The sequence below is a fragment of the Streptomyces sp. GB4-14 genome (assembly GCF_022696125.1).
In the GTDB taxonomy this organism is placed as follows: Bacteria; Actinomycetota; Actinomycetes; order Streptomycetales; family Streptomycetaceae; genus Streptomyces; species Streptomyces werraensis.
This window is the reverse complement of record NZ_RZHO01000002.1, coordinates 5,399,340-5,417,360: the sequence shown is the minus strand read 5'-3', so window position 1 is coordinate 5,417,360 and position 18,021 is coordinate 5,399,340. Positions and strand designations below refer to the sequence as shown.

The 18,021-nt window shown below is 72.8% G+C and carries 19 protein-coding genes and 1 tRNA gene; 8 read left to right on the top strand and 12 right to left on the bottom strand.

Going from position 1 to position 18,021, the window contains the following annotated elements; genetic code table 11:
* Positions 1–206 precede the first annotated feature (206 nt).
* Positions 207–1,196, top strand: coding sequence for a PAC2 family protein (locus tag ELQ39_RS25970; RefSeq protein ID WP_242594234.1), 990 nt, complete (start codon positions 207–209; stop codon positions 1,194–1,196).
* 119 nt (positions 1,197–1,315) lie between these two features.
* On the opposite strand, the gene mshC is transcribed toward ELQ39_RS25970, so the two are convergent.
* From mshC to ELQ39_RS25950, 4 genes are all read right to left on the bottom strand, one after another.
* Positions 1,316–2,545 (bottom strand): cysteine--1-D-myo-inosityl 2-amino-2-deoxy-alpha-D-glucopyranoside ligase, encoded by a 1,230-nt coding sequence (gene mshC, locus ELQ39_RS25965; RefSeq protein ID WP_242594233.1) that lies wholly within the window; start codon positions 2,543–2,545, stop codon positions 1,316–1,318.
* Between the two features lie 112 nt (positions 2,546–2,657).
* Positions 2,658–3,491 carry an SCO1664 family protein gene (locus tag ELQ39_RS25960; RefSeq protein ID WP_242594232.1) on the bottom strand — a complete coding sequence of 278 codons (834 nt, stop codon included), beginning with the start codon at positions 3,489–3,491 and terminating at the stop codon, positions 2,658–2,660.
* Complete coding sequence (locus ELQ39_RS25955; RefSeq protein WP_242594231.1) at positions 3,455–4,045, bottom strand: DUF3090 domain-containing protein; 591 nt, start codon at positions 4,043–4,045, stop codon at positions 3,455–3,457. Before ELQ39_RS25955 ends, ELQ39_RS25960 begins: the two co-directional genes overlap by 37 nt.
* An 87-nt stretch (positions 4,046–4,132) precedes the next feature.
* Entirely contained in the window at positions 4,133–4,819 is a 687-nt protein-coding gene (locus ELQ39_RS25950; RefSeq protein ID WP_093768509.1) for a histidine phosphatase family protein, read from the bottom strand.
* Positions 4,820–4,926: 107 nt separating this feature from the next.
* Between ELQ39_RS25950 and corA the strand changes: the two genes are divergently transcribed.
* On the top strand, positions 4,927–5,922 hold the full coding sequence (corA, locus tag ELQ39_RS25945; protein WP_242594230.1) for a magnesium/cobalt transporter CorA: 996 nt from the start codon (positions 4,927–4,929) through the stop codon (positions 5,920–5,922).
* 19 nt (positions 5,923–5,941) lie between these two features.
* On the opposite strand, the gene ELQ39_RS25940 is transcribed toward corA, so the two are convergent.
* Positions 5,942–6,730, bottom strand: a complete 789-nt coding sequence (locus tag ELQ39_RS25940; RefSeq protein ID WP_242594229.1) for a ferritin-like domain-containing protein — start codon at positions 6,728–6,730, stop codon at positions 5,942–5,944.
* Between the two features lie 329 nt (positions 6,731–7,059).
* Positions 7,060–8,115, bottom strand: a complete 1,056-nt coding sequence (locus ELQ39_RS25935; RefSeq protein WP_225641725.1) for an LLM class F420-dependent oxidoreductase — start codon at positions 8,113–8,115, stop codon at positions 7,060–7,062.
* Between the two features lie 188 nt (positions 8,116–8,303).
* Here ELQ39_RS25935 and ELQ39_RS25930 point away from each other — a divergent pair, with 188 nt between their 5' ends.
* Together ELQ39_RS25930 and ELQ39_RS25925 are read left to right on the top strand one after the other, a co-directional pair.
* On the top strand, positions 8,304–9,290 hold the full coding sequence (locus ELQ39_RS25930) for an aldo/keto reductase (protein ID WP_190004078.1): 987 nt from the start codon (positions 8,304–8,306) through the stop codon (positions 9,288–9,290).
* A complete protein-coding gene (locus ELQ39_RS25925) occupies positions 9,287–11,350 on the top strand; it encodes a helix-hairpin-helix domain-containing protein (protein WP_242594228.1) in 2,064 nt (687 codons plus the stop codon). The genes ELQ39_RS25930 and ELQ39_RS25925 overlap by 4 nt, the downstream gene beginning before the upstream one ends.
* A 538-nt stretch (positions 11,351–11,888) precedes the next feature.
* Here the strand turns inward: ELQ39_RS25925 and ELQ39_RS25920 are convergent.
* Positions 11,889–12,575, bottom strand: a complete 687-nt coding sequence (locus tag ELQ39_RS25920; protein WP_190004076.1) for a hypothetical protein — start codon at positions 12,573–12,575, stop codon at positions 11,889–11,891.
* A 47-nt stretch (positions 12,576–12,622) separates the two neighbouring features.
* Between ELQ39_RS25920 and ELQ39_RS25915 the strand changes: the two genes are divergently transcribed.
* A complete protein-coding gene (locus ELQ39_RS25915) occupies positions 12,623–12,811 on the top strand; it encodes a DUF5703 family protein (RefSeq protein ID WP_004933366.1) in 189 nt (62 codons plus the stop codon).
* Between the two features lie 77 nt (positions 12,812–12,888).
* On the opposite strand, the gene ELQ39_RS25910 is transcribed toward ELQ39_RS25915, so the two are convergent.
* The 3 genes from ELQ39_RS25910 to ELQ39_RS25900 form a co-directional block, all read right to left on the bottom strand.
* Complete coding sequence (locus tag ELQ39_RS25910) at positions 12,889–13,674, bottom strand: chaplin (RefSeq protein WP_242594226.1); 786 nt, start codon at positions 13,672–13,674, stop codon at positions 12,889–12,891.
* A gap of 165 nt (positions 13,675–13,839) precedes the next feature.
* The gene (gene chpH / locus ELQ39_RS25905; RefSeq protein WP_006135972.1) at positions 13,840–14,073 is read right to left on the bottom strand and encodes a chaplin ChpH; all 234 of its coding nucleotides are present in this window, start codon (positions 14,071–14,073) and stop codon (positions 13,840–13,842) included.
* A 167-nt stretch (positions 14,074–14,240) separates the two neighbouring features.
* A complete protein-coding gene (locus tag ELQ39_RS25900; protein ID WP_190004074.1) occupies positions 14,241–15,566 on the bottom strand; it encodes a M20/M25/M40 family metallo-hydrolase in 1,326 nt (441 codons plus the stop codon).
* Positions 15,567–15,765: 199 nt separating this feature from the next.
* Between ELQ39_RS25900 and ELQ39_RS25895 the strand changes: the two genes are divergently transcribed.
* Positions 15,766–15,850: transfer RNA gene (locus ELQ39_RS25895), tRNA-Leu, on the top strand.
* 64 nt (positions 15,851–15,914) lie between these two features.
* Entirely contained in the window at positions 15,915–16,292 is a 378-nt protein-coding gene (locus ELQ39_RS25890) for a YchJ family protein (protein WP_242594224.1), read from the top strand.
* A gap of 21 nt (positions 16,293–16,313) precedes the next feature.
* Here the strand turns inward: ELQ39_RS25890 and ELQ39_RS25885 are convergent, their stop codons facing one another.
* The gene (locus ELQ39_RS25885) at positions 16,314–16,715 is read right to left on the bottom strand and encodes a RidA family protein (RefSeq protein ID WP_242594222.1); all 402 of its coding nucleotides are present in this window, start codon (positions 16,713–16,715) and stop codon (positions 16,314–16,316) included.
* 105 nt (positions 16,716–16,820) lie between these two features.
* Here ELQ39_RS25885 and ELQ39_RS25880 point away from each other — a divergent pair, with 105 nt between their 5' ends.
* Positions 16,821–17,207, top strand: coding sequence for a winged helix-turn-helix transcriptional regulator (locus ELQ39_RS25880; protein ID WP_242594221.1), 387 nt, complete (start codon positions 16,821–16,823; stop codon positions 17,205–17,207).
* Positions 17,208–17,225: 18 nt separating this feature from the next.
* Here ELQ39_RS25880 and ELQ39_RS25875 read toward each other — a convergent pair whose 3' ends face one another.
* A complete protein-coding gene (locus ELQ39_RS25875) occupies positions 17,226–17,927 on the bottom strand; it encodes a FadR/GntR family transcriptional regulator (RefSeq protein WP_242594219.1) in 702 nt (233 codons plus the stop codon).
* Positions 17,928–18,021 lie beyond the last annotated feature (94 nt).

Sequence of the window (18,021 nt, the reverse complement as noted above, 5' to 3'; positions counted from 1 at the left end):
CCGCACCGGAGCCGGCGTGCGGTGAGGGGCGGCCCGCGCCGACGGGGCCGCCCCTCACCGCGTTCCGCGTCCGCCGCGCGGGGTGTTTCCCGCCGCCGTGCGGGGCAGTGATGGGGCACTCCCCTTGTGCGGGGAGCTGCGGGAGCCCCCGTGGACACGCCGTAAGGTTGGTGCGTACATGAGGGCACGTCGGAAGGAGGCGCTGGGTGATCGAGCTCGAGGGGGTTCCCGAGCTGATCGACCCGGTCATGGTGGCCGCGTTCGAGGGCTGGAACGACGCCGGCGACGCCGCCTCCACCGCGGTCGCGCATCTGGACAGGGAGTGGAAGGGCGAGGTGTTCGCGGCGCTCGACGCCGAGGACTACTACGACTTCCAGGTCAACCGCCCCACGGTGTTCCTGGAGAACGGCGTGCGGAAGATCACCTGGCCGACGACGCGGCTGTCGGTGGTGCGGGTGGGCGGCGAGAAACCGCGCGACCTGGTGCTGGTGCGCGGCATCGAACCGTCCATGCGCTGGCGCTCGTTCTGCAACGAGATCCTCGGCTTCGCGCACGAGCTGGGCGTGGAGCTGGTGGTGGTGCTGGGCGCGCTGCTCGGCGACACCCCGCACACCCGTCCGGTCCCGATCAGCGGGACCACGTCCGACCCGGACCTGGCCCGCCGCATGGACCTGGAGGAGACCAAGTACGAGGGGCCCACGGGCATCGTCGGCATCCTCCAGGAGGCGTGCACGCACGCGGGCGTCCCCGCGGTGTCGCTGTGGGCGGCCGTCCCGCACTACGTGTCGCAGCCGCCCAACCCGAAGGCCACACTGGCCCTGTTGAACCGGCTCGAGGACCTGATCGACGTGCGGATCCCGCTGGGCGAGCTGCCCGAGGACGCGCGCGCCTGGCAGGTGGGCGTGGACCAGCTGGCCGCGGAGGACAGCGAGGTCGCCGAGTACGTGCAGACGCTGGAGGAGGCGCGGGACACCGCCGAGCTGCCGGAGGCGTCGGGTGAGGCGATCGCCCGGGAGTTCGAGCGGTATCTGCGGCGCCGTGACGGTGCGTCGGGGCCGCCCGGGGGCCACGCGACCGCGGAGGGGTCCGACGGCGGGCCGTCGTACCGGCGGGACGGGCCCGGTGGCCGGTCCCGGCCGCCCAAGCCGCCTCGGCGGGAGGCGGATCAGGACGGCGACGAGCCGTCCGAGGAGTGACGTGAGATGACGAGGGGCCCGTTCTCATGAGCGGGCCCCTCGTCTTTCGCGTCGCGCGGCGGGTGCGGCGGCGTTGTGGCTGGTCGCGCAGTTCCCCGCGCCCCCTGAAGGGGGTTTTCCTAGAGGGCGACTCCCAGCAATGCGTCCACGGCGCGGGAGACGATGCCGGGGGCGCCGGTGTCGGTGCCGCCGGTCTGCTCCTGGAGGACGGTCCAGCGGTCGACGGCGGCGAGCGCGGCCGGGGCGTTCAGGTCGTCCGCGAGGGCGTCGCGGATCTCCTCGACGAGCGCCTCGGCGGGAGGGCCGTCGGGGCGGGAGACCGCGGCGCGCCAGTGGTCGAGGCGGGTCACGGCGTCCTGGAGGACCTGGTCGGTCCACTCCCAGTCGGAGCGGTAGTGGTGGGCGAGGAGCGCCAGGCGGATCGCCGCCGGGTCGACGCCGTCGCGCCGCAACTGGGAGACGAAGACCAGGTTGCCCTTGGACTTGGACATCTTCTCGCCGTGCAGGGCGACCATGCCGGCGTGCACGTAGGCCTTGGCCATCGGGTATTCGCCGGTGAGCACCTGGGCGTGCGAGGCGCCCATCTCGTGGTGCGGGAAGACCAGGTCGGAGCCGCCGCCCTGGATGTCGAAGGTCATGCCCAGGTGGTCGAGGGCGATGGCCACGCACTCGATGTGCCAGCCGGGCCGGCCGCGGCCGAGCGAGCCGCCGTCCCAGCTCGGCTCGCCCTCGCGGGCGGCCATCCAGAGCATCGGGTCGACGGGGTTCTTCTTGCCCGGGCGGTCCGGGTCGCCGCCCCGTTCGGCGGACAGCATCCGCATGGCGGCCGCGTCCAGGTGCGAGACCTGGCCGAAGTGCCGGTCGGACTCGACGGAGAAGTAGATGTCGCCGTCGATCTCGTAGGTGGCGCCGAGCTCACGGAGCCGCTCGACGATCGGGACGATGCCGGGTATGGCTTCGACCGCGCCTATGTAGTGCCGGGGCGGCAGCATCCGCAGGGCCGTCATGTCCTCGCGGAACAGGGCGGTCTCCTGCTCGGCGAGCGCGGTCCAGTCGACGCCGTCGCGCTCGGCCCGCTCCAGCAGCGGGTCGTCGACGTCGGTGACGTTCTGGACGTAGTGAACCTGCCGCTTGTTGTCGAGCCACACGCGCTGCACGAGGTCGAACGCGTTGTAGGTCGCCGCGTGTCCGATGTGGGTGGCGTCGTAGGGCGTGATGCCGCAAACGTAGAGACGGGCGACGGGACCGGGGTCGAGGGTGACCGGACCGTCGGTCGCGGTGTCGTGGATCCTCAGGTCGCGGCCCTGACCGGGCAGGGCGGGGACTTCGGAAGCGGGCCAGGCATGCATGTCATGAGCCTAACCGGACCCGAGTTCCGGATACGAACCGGAACGGGGCGTTTGGCCGGGGAGGCGTTCTTGCGCGTCCCCGCGCCGTGTGCCTCACCGGCCTCCGTCACGGTCAGACCGGCGGCCAGGGGATGGGGGGCCAGTCGCCTCCCGGTTCCGGATGGGTGCCGGAGGCGAGCAGGGAGTCCACGCGGGCGCGGGTGGCGTCGATCTCCGCGGGGGTGATCAGCGGGGTCAGGGCCGCGGTGAGGGACCCGGCGGGCGCGAGGGCGTCCCTGAGGCGCCTGAGGACGTCCAGCGCCTCCTCGGGCAGCGGCTCCCCCGCCCAGCCCCACAGGAGCGTGCGCAGCTTGTTCTCGGTGTTGAAGGTGACCCCGTGGTCGATGCCGTAGAGGCGGCCGTCGGACGTGGGCAGCAGATGGCCGCCCTTGCGGTCGGCGTTGTTGATCACCGCGTCGAGCACGGAGAGGCGGCGCAGCCGGTCGTCGTCGGCGTGCACCAGCAGCGCGGTGCGGCCCTCGCCGGTCTCGGCGAATCCGATCGCCTTCCAGCCCGGCTCGGGCTCCTCGCCGTCCACCAGGGCGAGCAGCTCGGCACCGGGCGCGGTCTCGATCCACAGCTGGCACATGCCCTCGCCGTACGGGCCGTCGCGCAGCACGGTGGGCGGCACCAGGTCCCAGCCGGTCGCCCGGGACACCTCGTACGCGGCGGCCTCACGCCCGGCCAGGGTGCCGTCGGGGAAGTCCCACAGGGGCCGCTCCCCCGCGACGGGCTTGTAGACGCAGGCGGCCTCGCGGTCCTCGTGGGTGACGGTGCAGTACAGGGCGGCGTTCGACGCCTCACGGATGCGTCCGCGCACGGTCAGCTCGCCGCGGGCGAGCAGCTCGGCCGCGGCCGGGTCGGTGGCGGTCACGCTCCGCGGCGGTATCCGTTCTGGCGCGGACATACGTGTCCTTCCGGGTCGAGCGGGAGGCTGCACAGCGGGCACGGCGGCCGCCCCGCGTTGACGACGTCCAGGGCGCGCTTGGCGAAGGCCCGAGCCTGCGCGCCCGTGAGCCGGACGCGCAGCATCGGGGGGCCGTTCTCCTCGTCCTGGAGGAGCCGCTCCTCCGCCTCGGCGAGGTCCTCGTCGGAGTCGGCGTCCAGTTCGACGAGGGCCTGCGCCTCCACGATCATGCGCTGCTCCTCGCCGTCCCAGGCGAGCGCCATGGTGCCGACGCGGAACTCCTCCTCAACGGGGGTGTCCAGCGGCGCGGTGTCGGTGACCTCGGTCGGCGCCATCGCGGGCACCGCCGCGCTGCCGCCGCTGCGGCGCACCACCTCGTCGAGCAGTTCGTCCATCCGCTCGGCGAGCGCCGCGACCTGGGTCTTCTCCAGGGCCACGCTGGTCACCCGGGAGCCGGCGGAGGCCTGGAGGAAGAACGTACGGCGCCCTGGCAGTCCGACCGTGCCGGCCACGAAACGTTCCGGTGGGTCGTAGAGGAACACCTGACGGGACACGTCCTGTCTCCATGGGAAGTCGGGGATCGGGCGATGGGTGGATCGGAACGCAACTGTGCGGTCGCTTCACCCTACTGCGGGGAACGATCACGGTGCGCCCGCGTCGCCCCCCACCGTGGCGTCGCCGGCCGGCGGCTCCTCGCGCGGCGCCAGGGACGCGAAGTCGCCGGTGTCGCCGAGTCTGAGGAGAAAGGGGCGCAGCCGGGTGTAACGGATCGCGGTGACGGAGCACGGTTCGACGGAGATCCGCTGGAAGAGGTCGAGATGAAGTCCGAGGGCGTCCGCCACCAGGGACTTGATGATGTCGCCGTGCGAGCACATCAGGTACACGGCGTCGGGTCCGTGGTCGCGCTCCACGCGCGCGTTCCACTCGCGCACCGCTTCGGCGGCGCGCGTCTGCATGGCGCGCATGGACTCCCCGCCGGGGAAGGCCGCGGCGGACGGGTGCGCCTGCACGACCTCCATGAGCGGCTCGTCCTTGAGCTCGGCGAGCTTGCGTCCGGTCCAGTCGCCGTAGTGGCACTCGCCGATGCGTTCGTCGGTGTGGTGGGTGAGGCCGGGGCGGGCCTGGAGCAGCGGGCCGACGGTCTCCCGGCAGCGGTCGAGCGGGCTGGTGACGACCTCGGCCAGCGGCAGCGGGGCGAGCCGTCCGGGCAGGGCGGCGGCCTGTGCGGTCCCGCGGTCGTCGAGGTGCACGCCGGGCGTCCAGCCGGCGAGCAGTCCCTCGGTGTTGGCGGTGGATCGTCCGTGCCGGACCAGGAGCAACGTGGGCATGCCGCCCAGGGTAGGCGCAGGGGCGTGCCCGAGGAGCGGGGCGTGTGGACGACGGCGGGACGGGAAGGCGACGGCAGACCGGTTGTCGGGACGGGAGGGCATGCTTCGTGATCGTCGACTGTGGCGTCTACCGGGAGGGGCACCGGGTGGAGGGCCCCAAGGACTTCTCCGACGCGCTGGACGAGACACGGTCGGCGGGAGGTTTCGTCTGGATCGGGCTGCACGAGCCGACGGCGGAGGAGTTCGACCTGGTCACACGGGAGTTCGGGCTGCATCCGCTGGCCGTGGAGGACGCCCTCAAGGCCCACCAGCGGCCCAAGCTGGAGGTGTACGACGACTCGCTCTTCGTGGTCCTCAAACCGGTGGTGTACGAGCCGGACAGCGACACCGTGTCGTCCGGCGAGATCATGATCTTCCTCGGTGACTCGTTCGCGGTGAGCGTACGGCACGGGCGGGGCGCCCCGCTGGACGCGGTGCGGGACCGGCTGGAGCGGGAGCCGGAGCTGCTGGGCGAGGGGGCCACGGCGGTGCTGTACGCGGTCGCCGACGCCGTGGTCGACCACTACCTGGAGGTGGCGACCGAGCTGCAGACCGACCTGGAGGAGCTGGAGACGGAGGTCTTCACCCCCGAGGCGGGCGGCTCGCGGCGCACGGCGTCCAAGATCTACGGCTTCAAGCGGCAGATCCTGGAGTTCCGCCGGGCGACCGTGCCGCTGGCGGCGCCCATGGCCCGGCTGGCGGGGAACGGCGCGTCGGGGTCACGGGTGCCGTTCGTGGAGGAGGGGGCGCGGCCGTACTTCCGTGACGTCCACGACCACCTCACCCGCGTCAACGAGTCGGTGGAGGGCCTGGACCGGCTGGTGTCGGACGTGCTGTCGGCGCATCTGGCGCAGGTGGGCGTGCAGCAGAACGACGACATGCGGAAGATCTCCGCGTGGGCGGCCATGGCCGTGGTCCCCACGATGATCGCGGGCATCTACGGGATGAACTTCGAGCACATGCCCGAGCTGCACTGGACATGGTCGTACCCGGTGCTGATCGCGCTGATGGCCGTGCTGGAGGTGGTGCTGTTCCGCACCTTCAAACGCCGGGGATGGCTGTAGCCGGGCGGGGACGGGGCGGTCAGGCCGCTTCCGGCTCCGGGGTCGCGGGGCCGCCCAGCGCGTTGCGGCGCTCGGGCATCCGCAGCGAGACCGTCCGGCGCCACCCGCCGAGGCGTTCGTACAGGTACACGGCGTGGATGCCGGCCGCGAGGAGCGCCGCCTTGGGCTTCGGCCAGCCGAGGATGCGGCCCATGTGGGCCATCACGGCGAGGCTGACGTCGCGGTAGACGCGGATCTCGGCGAGCGCGCACTCGCGCAGGGTGCGCTGGATGGCGCGGCCGTGTCCGGCGTAGGCGAGGCGGAGCAGTTCCTCGTGGCAGTAGGCGAGGTGGTTGTCCTCGTCGTTGGAGATCATCTTCACCGCGCGGCCGACGTCGGGGTGGTCGGCGAAGTGCTTGCGCAGCAGCTCCATCTGCTCGGAGGCGCGCTGCTCGGTGACCCGGCTGTGGGCGAGGTAGGTGACGATGTCCTGGACGGTGAGCGGCTCGTCGCGCTCGAGCTTGTCGTGGGCCAGGCCGATGCCGTTCCGCTCCAGGAGCATCGTGTAGTCGGTGTCCGGAGGGACCGGAACGGGCTCCAGACCGCGCTTCTTGAGCAGGGCGTTGAAGATCCGGCCGTGTTTGTCCTCGTCGGCGCCGTGCCGGGTGATCTTGGGGGCCAGGTCCCGCTGGGTCTCGGGCACGAGGGCGGCGATACGGGCGTTCTCCCAGCCGCCTTGGGACTCACCGCTCGCGGCGATCGAACAGAACAGCGCGAACGACTCGTCGTTGTCGAGGATCTCCTGGAACAGGCTCTTCGCCGACAGCATGGGGCCCACCTCTCCACGGCGTCCGCGGTTCCGCGGTCCGCTCGTCCACAGTCGTCCCGAAGAAGGAGTCAAGTGCGGCTCGGCGGGTGCGGCAACCGGTGCGGCGGACAACTCCGCCAATCGGCGTACGTGCCGGGCATCGGGCGGGGGGACTCGGACGCGCGCGGGGGCGGGCAGGCGCCGGAGGTGTGGGGCGCGCGGGGCCCGTGACCCTCTCGGGTCGCGGGCGTTGTTGTGGGTGACGGCCGTGGCGGGGTCGGCCCCCGAGCCCCCGCCACGGCCGCAGGCCCTGGCCGCCGCCGCGGGGGACGCGGCGGCGGCCGGACGGGTCAGGCCAGACCCGCGCGCTCCAGGGCCTCGGCGCCGGCGCGCAGCGAGGCCAGCCGCTCGTCGAGGGTGAAGCCGGCCGGGGCGAGCGTGAGGGTGGTGACCCCGGCGGCCGCGTAGGCCTTCATGCGGTCGGCGATGCGGTCGACCGAGCCCAGCAGGGTGGTGCGGTCGATCAGGTCGTGCGGGACGGCGGCGGCCGCGCCCTGCTTGTCGCCGGACAGGTACGCGTCCTGGATCTCGGCGGCCTCCCGCTCGTAGCCCATCCGCCGGGCGAGCTGGTTGTAGAAGTTCTGCTTGCGGCTGCCCATGCCGCCGACGTACAGCGCCGTGTAGGGGCGGAAGGTGTCGGCCAGGGCGGCCACGTCCTTGTCGTCGCCCACGGCGAGCGGGACGGTCGGGCAGATGTCGAAGCCGTCGAGGGTCTTGCCGGCCTTCTCGCGGCCCGCGCGGATGTGCTTGACGGCGGTGTCCTCCAGGTGATCGGCGGACGGGAAGATCAGCAGCGCGCCGTCGGCGATCTCACCGGTCTGCTCGAGGTTCTTCGGGCCGATCGCGGCGATGTACAGCGGGATGTGCTCGCGCTGCGGGTGCACGGTGAGCTTGAGAGGCTTGCCCGGGCCGCCGGGGAGGGGCAGGGTCCAGTGCTCGCCCTCGAAGGAGAGACGTTCGCGGGTCATCGCCTTGCGGATGATCTCGACGTACTCACGGGTGCGGGCGAGCGGCTTGTCGAACTTGACGCCGTACCAGCCCTCGGAGACCTGGGGTCCGGAGACGCCGAGGCCGAGGCGGAAGCGGCCCTCGGAGAGCGAGTCGAGGGTGGCCGCGGTCATCGCGGTCATGGCCGGCTGGCGGGCCGGGATCTGGAAGATGGCCGAGCCGACGTCGATGCGCTCGGTGCGGGCGGCGACGAAGGCGAGGACGGTGGCGGCGTCGGAGCCGTAGGCCTCGGCGGCCCAGCAGACCGCGTAGCCGAGGCGGTCCGCCTCCTGGGCCACGGCGAGGTTGTCCGCGTCCATTCCGGCGCCCCAGTAGCCGAGGTTGATCCCTAGCTGCATGGCCGTCTCCCCTTACCGATCAGTAACGTGACTTGCGCAGACCTTATACCTCCCGCGCCCGCGCGGGAGGGGCACGGCAGGCACGGCAGCGCGGGTCCGGCCACGTGCCCGCGGGGCCGCGTGACGCCCGGAAAACGGTTGTCCACAGGCCCCCACACGCACAGCTCCGGCCGATAATCTCGGCGTTCATGGAGCAGAGGCATCTCGGCCGTACCGGCCTGCGTGTGTCCCGGATCGGGCTCGGGACCCTCACCTGGGGCCGTGACACCGACGAGCACGACGCGGCAGAGCTCTTGAAGACGTTCTGGGACGCGGGCGGGACGCTGGTCGACACGGCGGACGTGTACGGCGACGGGGAGGCCGAGTACCTGCTCGGGCGGCTGATGGACGGTCTGGTGCCGCGCCGGGACCTGGTGATCTCGACGAAGGCCGGCAGCGTGCCCGACCCGGACCGCCGGTTCGACTGCTCGCGCGGCCATCTGCTGTCCGCGCTGGACGCCTCGCTCGCCCGCCTCGGCACGGACTACGTCGACGTGTGGCACGTCCACGCCTACGATCCGGCCACCCCGCTGGAGGAGACGCTCCAGGCCTTGGACATCGCCGTCGCCAGCGGCCGCGTGCGGTACGCGGGGGTGTCCAACTTCTGCGGCTGGCAGCTCGCCAAGGCCGCGACCTGGCAGCTCGCCGCACCGGGCGCGCGGACGCGTCTGGCGAGCACCCAGATGGAGTACTCGCTGCTGCAGCGCGGGGTGGAGCGGGAGGTGCTGCCCGCCGCGATCGACCTCGGCATCGGCATGCTGCCGTCCTCCCCGCTCGGGCGGGGCGTGCTCACCGGCAAGTACCGCGGGGACGCCACCCCGGCAGACTCGCGCGGCGCCTCCGAGCATCTCGCGCCGTTCGTCGCGCCGTACCTGGACGACACGGCGAGCCGGATCGTGGACGCGGTGACGACCGCGGCGGACGGGCTGGCGGTCACCGCGCTGCAGGTCGCGCTCGCCTGGGTCCGCGACCGGCCCGGGGTGACCGCGCCCATCGTGGGCGCGCGCACGGCGCAGCAGCTCACGGCGGCGTTGTCAGTGGAGGCGCTTAGTCTTCCTGACGAGATCTGCCGGGCGCTCGACGACGTGTCGGCTCCGGTGCACCGCTATCCCGATCACGACTGGAGCACGCTGTGAGCACGCCGGAGACCCCTGAGGAGCCGAGGAGCGCGGACGACGGCACGCCCGCCGACGGCACGCCCGCCGAGGGCGCGCAGGTGTCCGAGGCCGAGGCGGAGCTGGCCGCGCAGCGCCTGGAGCGGGAGCGGATCGAGCGGCGCAAGGCGGAGCGGCAGGGCCCGATCGAGGCCGGCACCAAACTGAGCGGCACGGCGGCCGAACTGCTCGCCGCCGTACGGGCGGTGGAGAGCGGCGAGAAGCCGCCGGCCACCGTGTTCGAGGAGGCCCGGCCCGTGCCGCGGCGCCCCGCGCCGGAGCCGGTGCGGCGGGCCCCGGTGGTCCCCGAGGGATCACCGGTGCCCGCCGCACCCGCCGAGGGCACCGTGGGCGAGGTGCGGGAGGTGCTGACGCGGGGCGGTGCGCCCGCCGCGCTCGCCGCGCCGGCCGCCGCGGCCCTGGGTGAGGGGTCCGCGGAGCTGTTGCGGGAGGACCCCTGGCAGCTGCTGCGGGTGCCGGGCGTCCGGCCCGAGCAGGCGGACGGTTTCGCCCGCGCGCTGCTCGGAGGGGACACCGGGCCGGGCGACGAGCGGCGGGGCCGCGCGCTGACCGTCTGGCTGCTGGAGCAGGCCGCGCCCGCAGGGCACACGGCCCTGGAGATGGCCGCGCTGACCGAGGCGCTGGGCCGCCAGGGTGTGCCCGACCCGGAGGACGCGGTGCGGAACGCCGTCGCCGAGGGGGACGTCCTCGTGTTCCAGGACGCGATCGGCGAGGCGGTCGGGGAGGACGAGGAGCAGCCCGTCCGGGTGCTGGTCGGTCTGGAGCGCTGCGCCCTCGCCGAGGAGAGCCTCGCCGACGGACTGGCCCGGCTGATCAACTCGGCGCCCAAGCAGGACGGGGCGGCCGAGGAGTGGGAGCGGGCCGCCGCCGCGGCGGAGGGGTCCGCGGCCGACCTGATCCGCGCGGCCTCACGGCACGGGCTGGTGCTGCACACCGGCGGGGAGGCCGCGCTGGCCGAGCCGGCGGCGCTGCTGGACGCGGCGCACGGCATGGGCCTGCGCGCGTGGGCCGCGACGCACAGCCCCGTCGGGCGGGAGCGGTTCGCGTCCCGCGTCGACGGCCCGGGTGTGGCCACGGTCGCCGGGCTGCTGTCCGGCGCGGAGGGGCCCGGGCGGGACCCCGAGGGCGCGCTGGCCGTGGACCTGCTGGTGGTGCTGGACGCGCCGCAGCTGGACGTGGAGACCGCCGCGCTGCTGACGGAGTCCTTGCCGGACGGGGCGCGGCTGGTGCTGTCCGGCGATCCGGCGGTGCTGTGGTCGGTCGGCCCCGGGCGGGTGTTCGCGGACCTGCTGGCGGCTCGGGCCTGCCCACAGGTCGCCTCCCGGCGCCCGGATCCGGGGCCGCTGGGCGAGCTGGTCTCGGGCATCGGCGTCGGCGAGCTGCTCCAGGTGGAGGCCCCCGAGAAGGAGGTCGTCATCGTGCCCGTGCGGGACGCGGGCGAGGCGGTGCACCGGACCGTGCAGCTGGTGGCGGACTCGGTGCCGCGCGCCATCGGCGTGCCGGCCGAGGAGACGCAGGTGATCACCCCGGGCCACGGCGGCGCGGTCGGCACGCGTGTGCTGAACGCGGCGCTGAAGGAGCGGCTGAACCCGGGTCCGGGCCGCTTCGCCGGCTTCGACCCCGGCGACCGGGTGGCCTGGTCCCCCGCCCCCGGACGCGTCCTTCCGGGCCGCGTGGTCGGGGCGGACGCCGAGGGCCTGCGTCTGGACTGCGCGGGCGGGACGGTCGTCGTGCCGCGGGACCGTGTGGAGCAGACGGTCCGCCACGGCTGGGCGCTGACCGCGCACCAGGCGGTGGGCTCCCGCTGGCCTGCGGCGGTCGTGGTCCTCCCCGGCGACGCGGTCCCCGCCCTGAGCCGCCCCTGGATCTACACGGCCTTCAGCCGGGCCGACCGTCACCTGTCGGTGGTCCATGGGGTGGACCAGGCACTGCAGCGAGCGGTCGCGGAGGTCCCGGCGAAGCCGCGCACGACGCGCCTGCCCGTGCTGCTGGCACCACAGGTGCCGGGGGCCGGGGAGTAGATCTTCCGGCGCTCCGGGATCTGGCCGCGGTGCGGCGAGATCCCGGAGGCCGAGGCACGGCGAGGCCGTGTGCCCAGGGCCGGTGGGCCGCGGACGGGTGAGCGGGCCGGCTGGGGCCGGACGGCGGTCGTTCCGCTGCCCGACGCGGACGCTGACGGAAGCGGCGCCCTGCACCCGCACGGCGTGCAGTGAGAGCCGCCGTGCGGAACGGCCGAAGCCCGCGCCCGCGCTTTTCGCTCGGACGGGGCCGGCTGCGAGGCGCGGTGCGTCTTCGGCCGACCCCAGCGGGGCCGGGTGTGTGCCGCTGCAACGCTGCTGACCCGGCCTGTCGCGGCCGGACGGCGATCGTGCGTCGCCCGTCACGCGGGCGCCCGCTCCGAGGCTCCGGCAGGTCGACGGAGCAGCGCGCCGGAGAAGCCGGGCGCCGGATCGGGCGAAGCCTCCCAGGGCCGCCAGGGCTGCCTGATGAGGCCGCCCGTGGTGCATGCGCGCGTCGGCGGCGGCACCCCCGTCGGGGTGTCGCCGCCGGGCGAGTCGATCAGCGGTCCGCGTCCAAGGGCTCCAGGTCCACGTCCGCGTCCGGGGACAGCGCCGACTCCAGGTCGTCGTCGTCCTCTTCTTCGTCCTCGTCGTCGTCGAAGACCGCGCTGACGTCGAAGCGGCAGACCACCGCCTCCGGGTCCACCTGCTCGAAGGGAGCCTCGAGCCACTCGCCGGGGTCCGGGATCTCGTCCGATGCCGTGACCCAGAGCGTGGAGTCGCCCTCCTCCAGGCCGAACTCCTTGTGCCGGGAGGCGATCTCGTCCGGTTCGTACTCCCCGAACAGCAGGCCCAGCGCGCCGTGGACCGTGCTGGAGGCCTCCGAACTCTCGTCGTCCGCCTCCTCGATCCGCTGGGCGTGCGCCAGCAGCCGCTGCGGATCGACGACGGCGTAGTCGCGGCGGATCAGCACGCTGAGGGCGTTCGGTTCCTCGGGGCCGCCGTACGGGGGCAGGGCCTCCTCGGCGCCGGGGATCTCGAAGGGCGTGACCTCGTCGTAGCGGTCGTAGAGCAGTTCGTCGTACGTCTCCGCGGCCGCGGCCAGCTGGTTGAAGGCCTCGTAGACGGCCGGGTCGTCGTCACCCGACCGGCTCTCGACCGCGGCCAGGTGGCGGTCGAGCGCGGTCTTCACCGCCTCGGCGGCGGCGCGTACCTCGGCAGCGGTGGGCTGCGCAGCATCAGACATAGTGCAGACGCTATCCGTACCGGGGCCCGGCCCGCACAATAGATGCGATGCCGGAATACGAATTTGTCGACGTGTACGTGCCGCGCGGGGTCTCCCGCAAGGAGACGGCACGTCTGCTGACGGACCATGCCGAGTACGGTCACTGGGAGTTGTACCGCCTGACGCTGATGCGTGACGGCAGCCGCAGGGTGCGGCTGCGGCGGCGGATCATCCGCCAGGTGCGCGCCACCTGGTGAGCTGCGCGCGCCCGACCGGAGTCATCAGGCGGAGCGGACCCCGCGTCGGTCGCGGGGTCCGCTCCGTGTGTCCGAGATCACGCTGCGGCGCGCGCCCTCCGGTACAGGATGCCGCCGACGAGCAGCGCGCCCGCGCCGGCCGGCAGCGCGAGGCCGAGCGGCAGCTCGCTGCCGGTCTCGGCGAGCTGCGCGTCGCCCTGCGGGCCCGGCTGGTTGCCGGTGGAGGGGGTGTCCGGGGCGCCGGGCGTACCAGGCGTACCGGGCTCACCCGGGTTGCCGGGTTCACCGGGGTTGCCGGGGTTGCCGGGGTTGCCGGGCTCCCCCGGCTCACCAGGCTCCCCCGGATTGCCCGGCTCACCAGGCTCCCCCGGATTGCCCGGCTCACCAGGCTCCCCCGGATTGCCCGGCTCACCGGGCTCGCCCGGGTGCCCGCCGCCGTGCCCCGTGTTGGCGCAGTCGTTGTCGGCCGCCCCGTTGCCCACGCCGATGACGTCGACGCTGTTGCCGCAGACGTTCACCGGAACGTGCACCGGCACCTGCACGACGTTGCCGGAGGCCACGCCGGGCGAGTCGCTCGCCTTGCCGTGGGCCTGCGAGCCGCCGTGGTGGCCGGAGCCGCCCTTGTTGGCGCAGGCGTTGCCGACCGCCGGGTTGAGGACCCCGACGACGTTGACCGTGTTGCCGCAGACGTTCACCGGAACGTGCACCGGCGCCTGCACCACGTTGCCGGAGAGCACGCCCGGCGAGCCCTTGGCGCCGCCCGTCGCGCCGGAGTCGGCGTGGGCGGCGGCGCCGCCCGCGGCGGCGAGCACACCGGTGGCGGCGGCCATGGTCATCAAGCCCTTGCGGGTGACCTGTCGCATTGCTGAATTCCCTGTCCTCGGACCTGCTGCCGGGACGCGGAGCGTGCCGTGTCCCGGAATTCTCGACGAATGAGGAACCGGTCGGCCCCGGAGCGCATGGCGCGCGCTCCGGGGCCGACGGGCTCGAACCCTCAGCGGGCGATGCCTAGAGGGCGAGACACGACATCACGCGTTGACGCAGGTGTTGCCGAAGGCGGGGTTCAGCAGCCCGATCACGGAGATCGTGTTGCCGCAGACGTTCACCGGAACGTGAACCGGCACCTGCACGACGTTGCCGGACAGGACGCCCGGGGAGTGCACGGCGGCACCCTGCGCGCCCGAGTCGGCGGCGGCCATGCCCGCGCCCGCGAGAACCAGACCACCGGTGGCGGCCGCGACGGCGACGACCTTCTTCAGCATGTATTCCTCCTAGTTGGCAATGTGATCCAAAGTCGCGGATCACATCACGGGTAACGAGGAGGAAGTAATGAGGCTACGAGCTTATGGTCGCATTCACTCTTCCCGGTCAACTCCGCACGTCTGCCCGAATATTGGCCACGCCCCCGGCCCATGACAGGGACGGTTCCTCAGGACGCGTCCAGGAACCGGTCGAGCACGCGGACACCGAACTTGAGGCCGTCCACCGGCACCCGCTCGTCGACGCCGTGGAACATGCCCGCGAAGTCCAGCTCCGGCGGCAGCTTCAGCGGGGCGAAGCCGAAGCAGCGGATGCCGAGGTCGTCGAAGGACTTGGCGTCGGTGCCGCCGGAGAGCATGTAGGGCACGGCGCGCGCGATCGGGTCCTCGGCGCTCAGCGCGGTCTGCATGGCGTCGACGAGCCGACCGTCGAAGTCGGTCTCCAGCGCCTTGTCGGAGTGCACGTCCTCACGCCGCACGCGCGGGCCGAGGATGCGGTCGAGGTCGGCGAGGAACTCCTCCTCGTAGCCGGGCAGGAAGCGGCCGTCGACGTGCGCGGTGGCCTGGCCGGGGATGACGTTCACCTTGTAGCCGGCGCCGAGCTGGGTGGGCGCGGCGGAGTTGCGCAGGGTGGTGCCGATCATGCGCGCGATGCCGCCGAGCTTGGCGAGGGTCTCGTCCATGTTCTCCGGGTCGAGCTCGGTGCCGAGCGCGTCGGAGAGCTCGTCCAGGAAGGCGCGGACGGTCTTGGTGACCCTGACCGGCCACTTGTGGCGGCCGAGCCGGGCGACGGCCTCGCACAGCTCGGTGATGGCGTTGTCGTCGTTGGTCATCGAGCCGTGGCCCGCGGTGCCGTCGACGGTGAGCCGCATCCAGTGCATGCCCTTCTCGGCGGTCTCGACGAGATAGAGGCGCAGCTTCTCGTTGACGGTGAAGGAGAAGCCGCCGACCTCGCCGATCGCCTCGCTGACGCCTTCGAACAGCTCGGGGTGCTTGTGCACCAGGTGCTTCGCGCCGTACGTGCCGCCGGCCTCCTCGTCGGCGAGGAAGGCGAGTACGACGTCCCGCGGGGGCTTGCGGCCGCTGCGCATGCGCTCGCGGACGACCGCGAGGGTCATCGCGTCCATGTCCTTCATGTCGACGGCCCCGCGCCCCCACACGCACCCGTCGGCGATCTCGCCGGAGAAGGGGTGGTGGGTCCAGTCGTCGGCGTTGGCGGGGACGACGTCGGTGTGGCCGTGGATCAGCAGGGCGGGCCGCGACGGGTCCTCGCCCTCGATCCGCGCGATCGTGGAGGCGCGTCCCGGGTGGGACTCGAAGATCTGCGGCTCCAGGCCGACTTCGGCGAGCTTCTCGGCGACGTACTCGGCCGCCTTGCGCTCGCCGGGGCCCGAGTGGTCGCCGTAGTTGCTGGTGTCGATCCGGATCAGCTCGCGGCAGAGGTCCACGACCTCGTCCTCACCGGTGACGCCCTTGGCCGGGTCCGTCTGACTCACGTGCTTCCTCCCGCTGCTGGTGTTCCCGCTGGCCGGTCCCCCTCATCCTCCCTCGCCCGCGGGTCCGCCCCAAGACCCGGCCCGGCCCGTCACACGCCGTTCACGCGACGACGCGGAGGCGGGGGTGATCGGTCACCCCGGAACACCTGGTAATGTTTATGTCGTCGCCGCGGGGGGAAACCCGCGCGACAGACACCTTGTCCGGGTGGCGGAATGGCAGACGCGCTAGCTTGAGGTGCTAGTGCCCTTTATCGGGCGTGGGGGTTCAAGTCCCCCCTCGGACACTTGCTTCTTCGAGGGCCCCGACCGGACGGTCGGGGCCCTCGGGCGTTGTACGGAAGGTGCCCCATGACGTCTCGCACGCCCTGCCCCTGCGGTCTCCCCGAGCCCTACGAGGAGTGCTGCGGCCGCTTCCACCGCGGTGCGGCCTCGGCGCCGACGGCGGAGCGGCTCATGCGGTCGCGGTACGCGGCGTTCGTCCGGCGGGACGGGGCGTACCTGCTGCGGACCTGGCACCCGCGGACCCGTCCCGCCCGGCTCGACCTCGACCCGGCGATGCGCTGGACCGGGCTGGAGATCCTCGCCACGGAGGACGGCTCCGCCTTCCACTCCACCGGCACGGTGACGTTCCGCGCCTCGTACCGGGGCGGCTCCCTGCACGAACGCAGCCGCTTCGAACGGGTCGACGGGACCTGGGTGTACGTCGACGGAGACTTCCCCGGCTGAGGGACCCGGCGCAGGGCCGGGTCAGGCGGGCAGCCGGGTGTCGACGACGAAGGCGATCTCGACGAGCTGGCCGGGCAGGGTCAGTTCGGTGACGCCGAGGACCGTGCTCGCCGGGCGGTGGCCGCCGAAGTAGGCCAGGTTGGCCTCGGCCGTGGCCGCGGCGTGGCGGCCGAGGTCCACCACGTAGAGGGTCTGCGAGACGATCTGGCCGCGGGTGGCCCCGTAGTGGGCGAGGACCCGGTCCATGGCGGTGTGGGTGAGCCGCAGCTGGGCGTCGAAGTCGCCGGGGTGCGGGAAGCCGCCCGCCTCGTCGAAGGCGAGCTGTCCCGAGACGTGGATCAGATCGCCGGAGCGGATCGCCTGCGCGTAGCCGAAGTCGCTCTCGGCTGGGATTCCGTAGGAGAAGACATCACTGGTGGCCATGGGTAGGTTCGTCCTTTTCCAGTCGGTCTCTTGTGGTTACCCGGGAACTGTAGGAGAGTGAGCGCCGACCTGGAAGAACGCACTTTTCGGTGACTGGGGAACCAGATGGTGACCAAGCATGTGTTGGCGGGACTGCCGGAGGACGCCGATCTGCGGCGCGCGGACTCCCTGGCGCGGGAGATCTTCTCGGACGTCGCCAACAAGTGGGCGCTGCTGATCATCGAGGCGCTCGGCGAGGGCACTCTGCGGTTCAGCGAGCTGCGGGACGAGGTCGAGGGCGTGAGCCACAAGATGCTCACGCAGAATCTGCGCATGCTGGAGCGCAACGGCCTGGTCGAGCGGACGGTGCACCCGACCGTGCCGCCGCGGGTCGAGTACACCCTCACCGAGCCGGGCCGGGCGCTGCGCATCGCCGTGGACGCGATCTGCGGCTGGACGCACGAGCACCTGGGGCACATCGAGCGGGCGCGGGAGCGCTTCGGCGACCGGTGACCGCGACCGGCCGGCGGGTCAAGGCGCCAGGATGTCGAGTTCCTGGAGTGCACCCTCGGTGATCTCGCGGGTGAGTTTCTCCGCGCGGGCGGCGTCGCGGGCGCGGACGGCCTCGGCGAGCTGGACGTGGAGGGTGACGGCGGCCGGGTCGGGGTCCTCGAACATCACGTCGTGGTGCGTGCGTCCGGCCAGCACCTCCGCGACCACGTCGCCGAGGCGGGCGAACATCTCGTTGCCGGAGGCGGTCAGGATGACGCGGTGGAACGCCACGTCGTGGAAGAGGTATCCCTCCAGTTTGTGACCGCGTGAGTTCGCGACCATCCCGAGCGCGCACTCGGTGAGTTCGGCGCACTGCTCGGCCGTGGCGTTGTGCGCGGCGAGGCTCGCCGCGACCGGTTCGACCGCGGAGCGCAGCACGGTGAGGGAGCGCAGCTGGCGGGGGCGGTCGGCGCCGGCCAGGCGCCAGCGGATGACCTGCGGGTCGTAGACGTTCCACTCGCAGGACGGGAGGACCGTGACGCCGACGCGGCGGCGGGACTCCACGAGGTGCATGGACTCCAGGACGCGGACCACCTCGCGCATCACGGAGCGCGACACGTCGAAACGCTGGGCGAGCTCGTCCGTGCGCAGCACGCTGCCGGGCGGATACCCGCCTGCGGTGATCTCGGGGCCGAGGGTGTCCAGTACGCGGCCGTGCAGCCCCCGGCCCGTGGTGCTCATGCACTCAGAGTACGGGGCGGATCACACGAACAAAAAGTCAGACTTATTCGTCACAGACTCTTGAAGTTGTCGTACTTATAAGTTTCAGTTGCGG

Coding starts and splice junctions, on each gene's coding strand:
- mshC (WP_242594233.1), bottom strand. CDS start 2,545: ATGCATGCCTGGCCCGCTTCCGAAGTCCCCGCCCTGCCCGGTCAGGGC.
- ELQ39_RS25960 (WP_242594232.1), bottom strand. CDS start 3,491: ATGTCCGCGCCAGAACGGATACCGCCGCGGAGCGTGACCGCCACCGAC.
- ELQ39_RS25950 (WP_093768509.1), bottom strand. CDS start 4,819: ATGCCCACGTTGCTCCTGGTCCGGCACGGACGATCCACCGCCAACACC.
- ELQ39_RS25940 (WP_242594229.1), bottom strand. CDS start 6,730: ATGCTGTCGGCGAAGAGCCTGTTCCAGGAGATCCTCGACAACGACGAG.
- ELQ39_RS25935 (WP_225641725.1), bottom strand. CDS start 8,115: ATGCAGCTAGGGATCAACCTCGGCTACTGGGGCGCCGGAATGGACGCG.
- ELQ39_RS25930 (WP_190004078.1), top strand. CDS start 8,304: ATGGAGCAGAGGCATCTCGGCCGTACCGGCCTGCGTGTGTCCCGGATC.
- ELQ39_RS25920 (WP_190004076.1), bottom strand. CDS start 12,575: ATGTCTGATGCTGCGCAGCCCACCGCTGCCGAGGTACGCGCCGCCGCC.
- ELQ39_RS25915 (WP_004933366.1), top strand. CDS start 12,623: ATGCCGGAATACGAATTTGTCGACGTGTACGTGCCGCGCGGGGTCTCC.
- ELQ39_RS25910 (WP_242594226.1), bottom strand. CDS start 13,674: ATGCGACAGGTCACCCGCAAGGGCTTGATGACCATGGCCGCCGCCACC.
- chpH (WP_006135972.1), bottom strand. CDS start 14,073: ATGCTGAAGAAGGTCGTCGCCGTCGCGGCCGCCACCGGTGGTCTGGTT.
- ELQ39_RS25890 (WP_242594224.1), top strand. CDS start 15,915: ATGACGTCTCGCACGCCCTGCCCCTGCGGTCTCCCCGAGCCCTACGAG.
- ELQ39_RS25885 (WP_242594222.1), bottom strand. CDS start 16,715: ATGGCCACCAGTGATGTCTTCTCCTACGGAATCCCAGCCGAGAGCGAC.
- ELQ39_RS25880 (WP_242594221.1), top strand. CDS start 16,821: ATGGTGACCAAGCATGTGTTGGCGGGACTGCCGGAGGACGCCGATCTG.
- ELQ39_RS25875 (WP_242594219.1), bottom strand. CDS start 17,927: ATGAGCACCACGGGCCGGGGGCTGCACGGCCGCGTACTGGACACCCTC.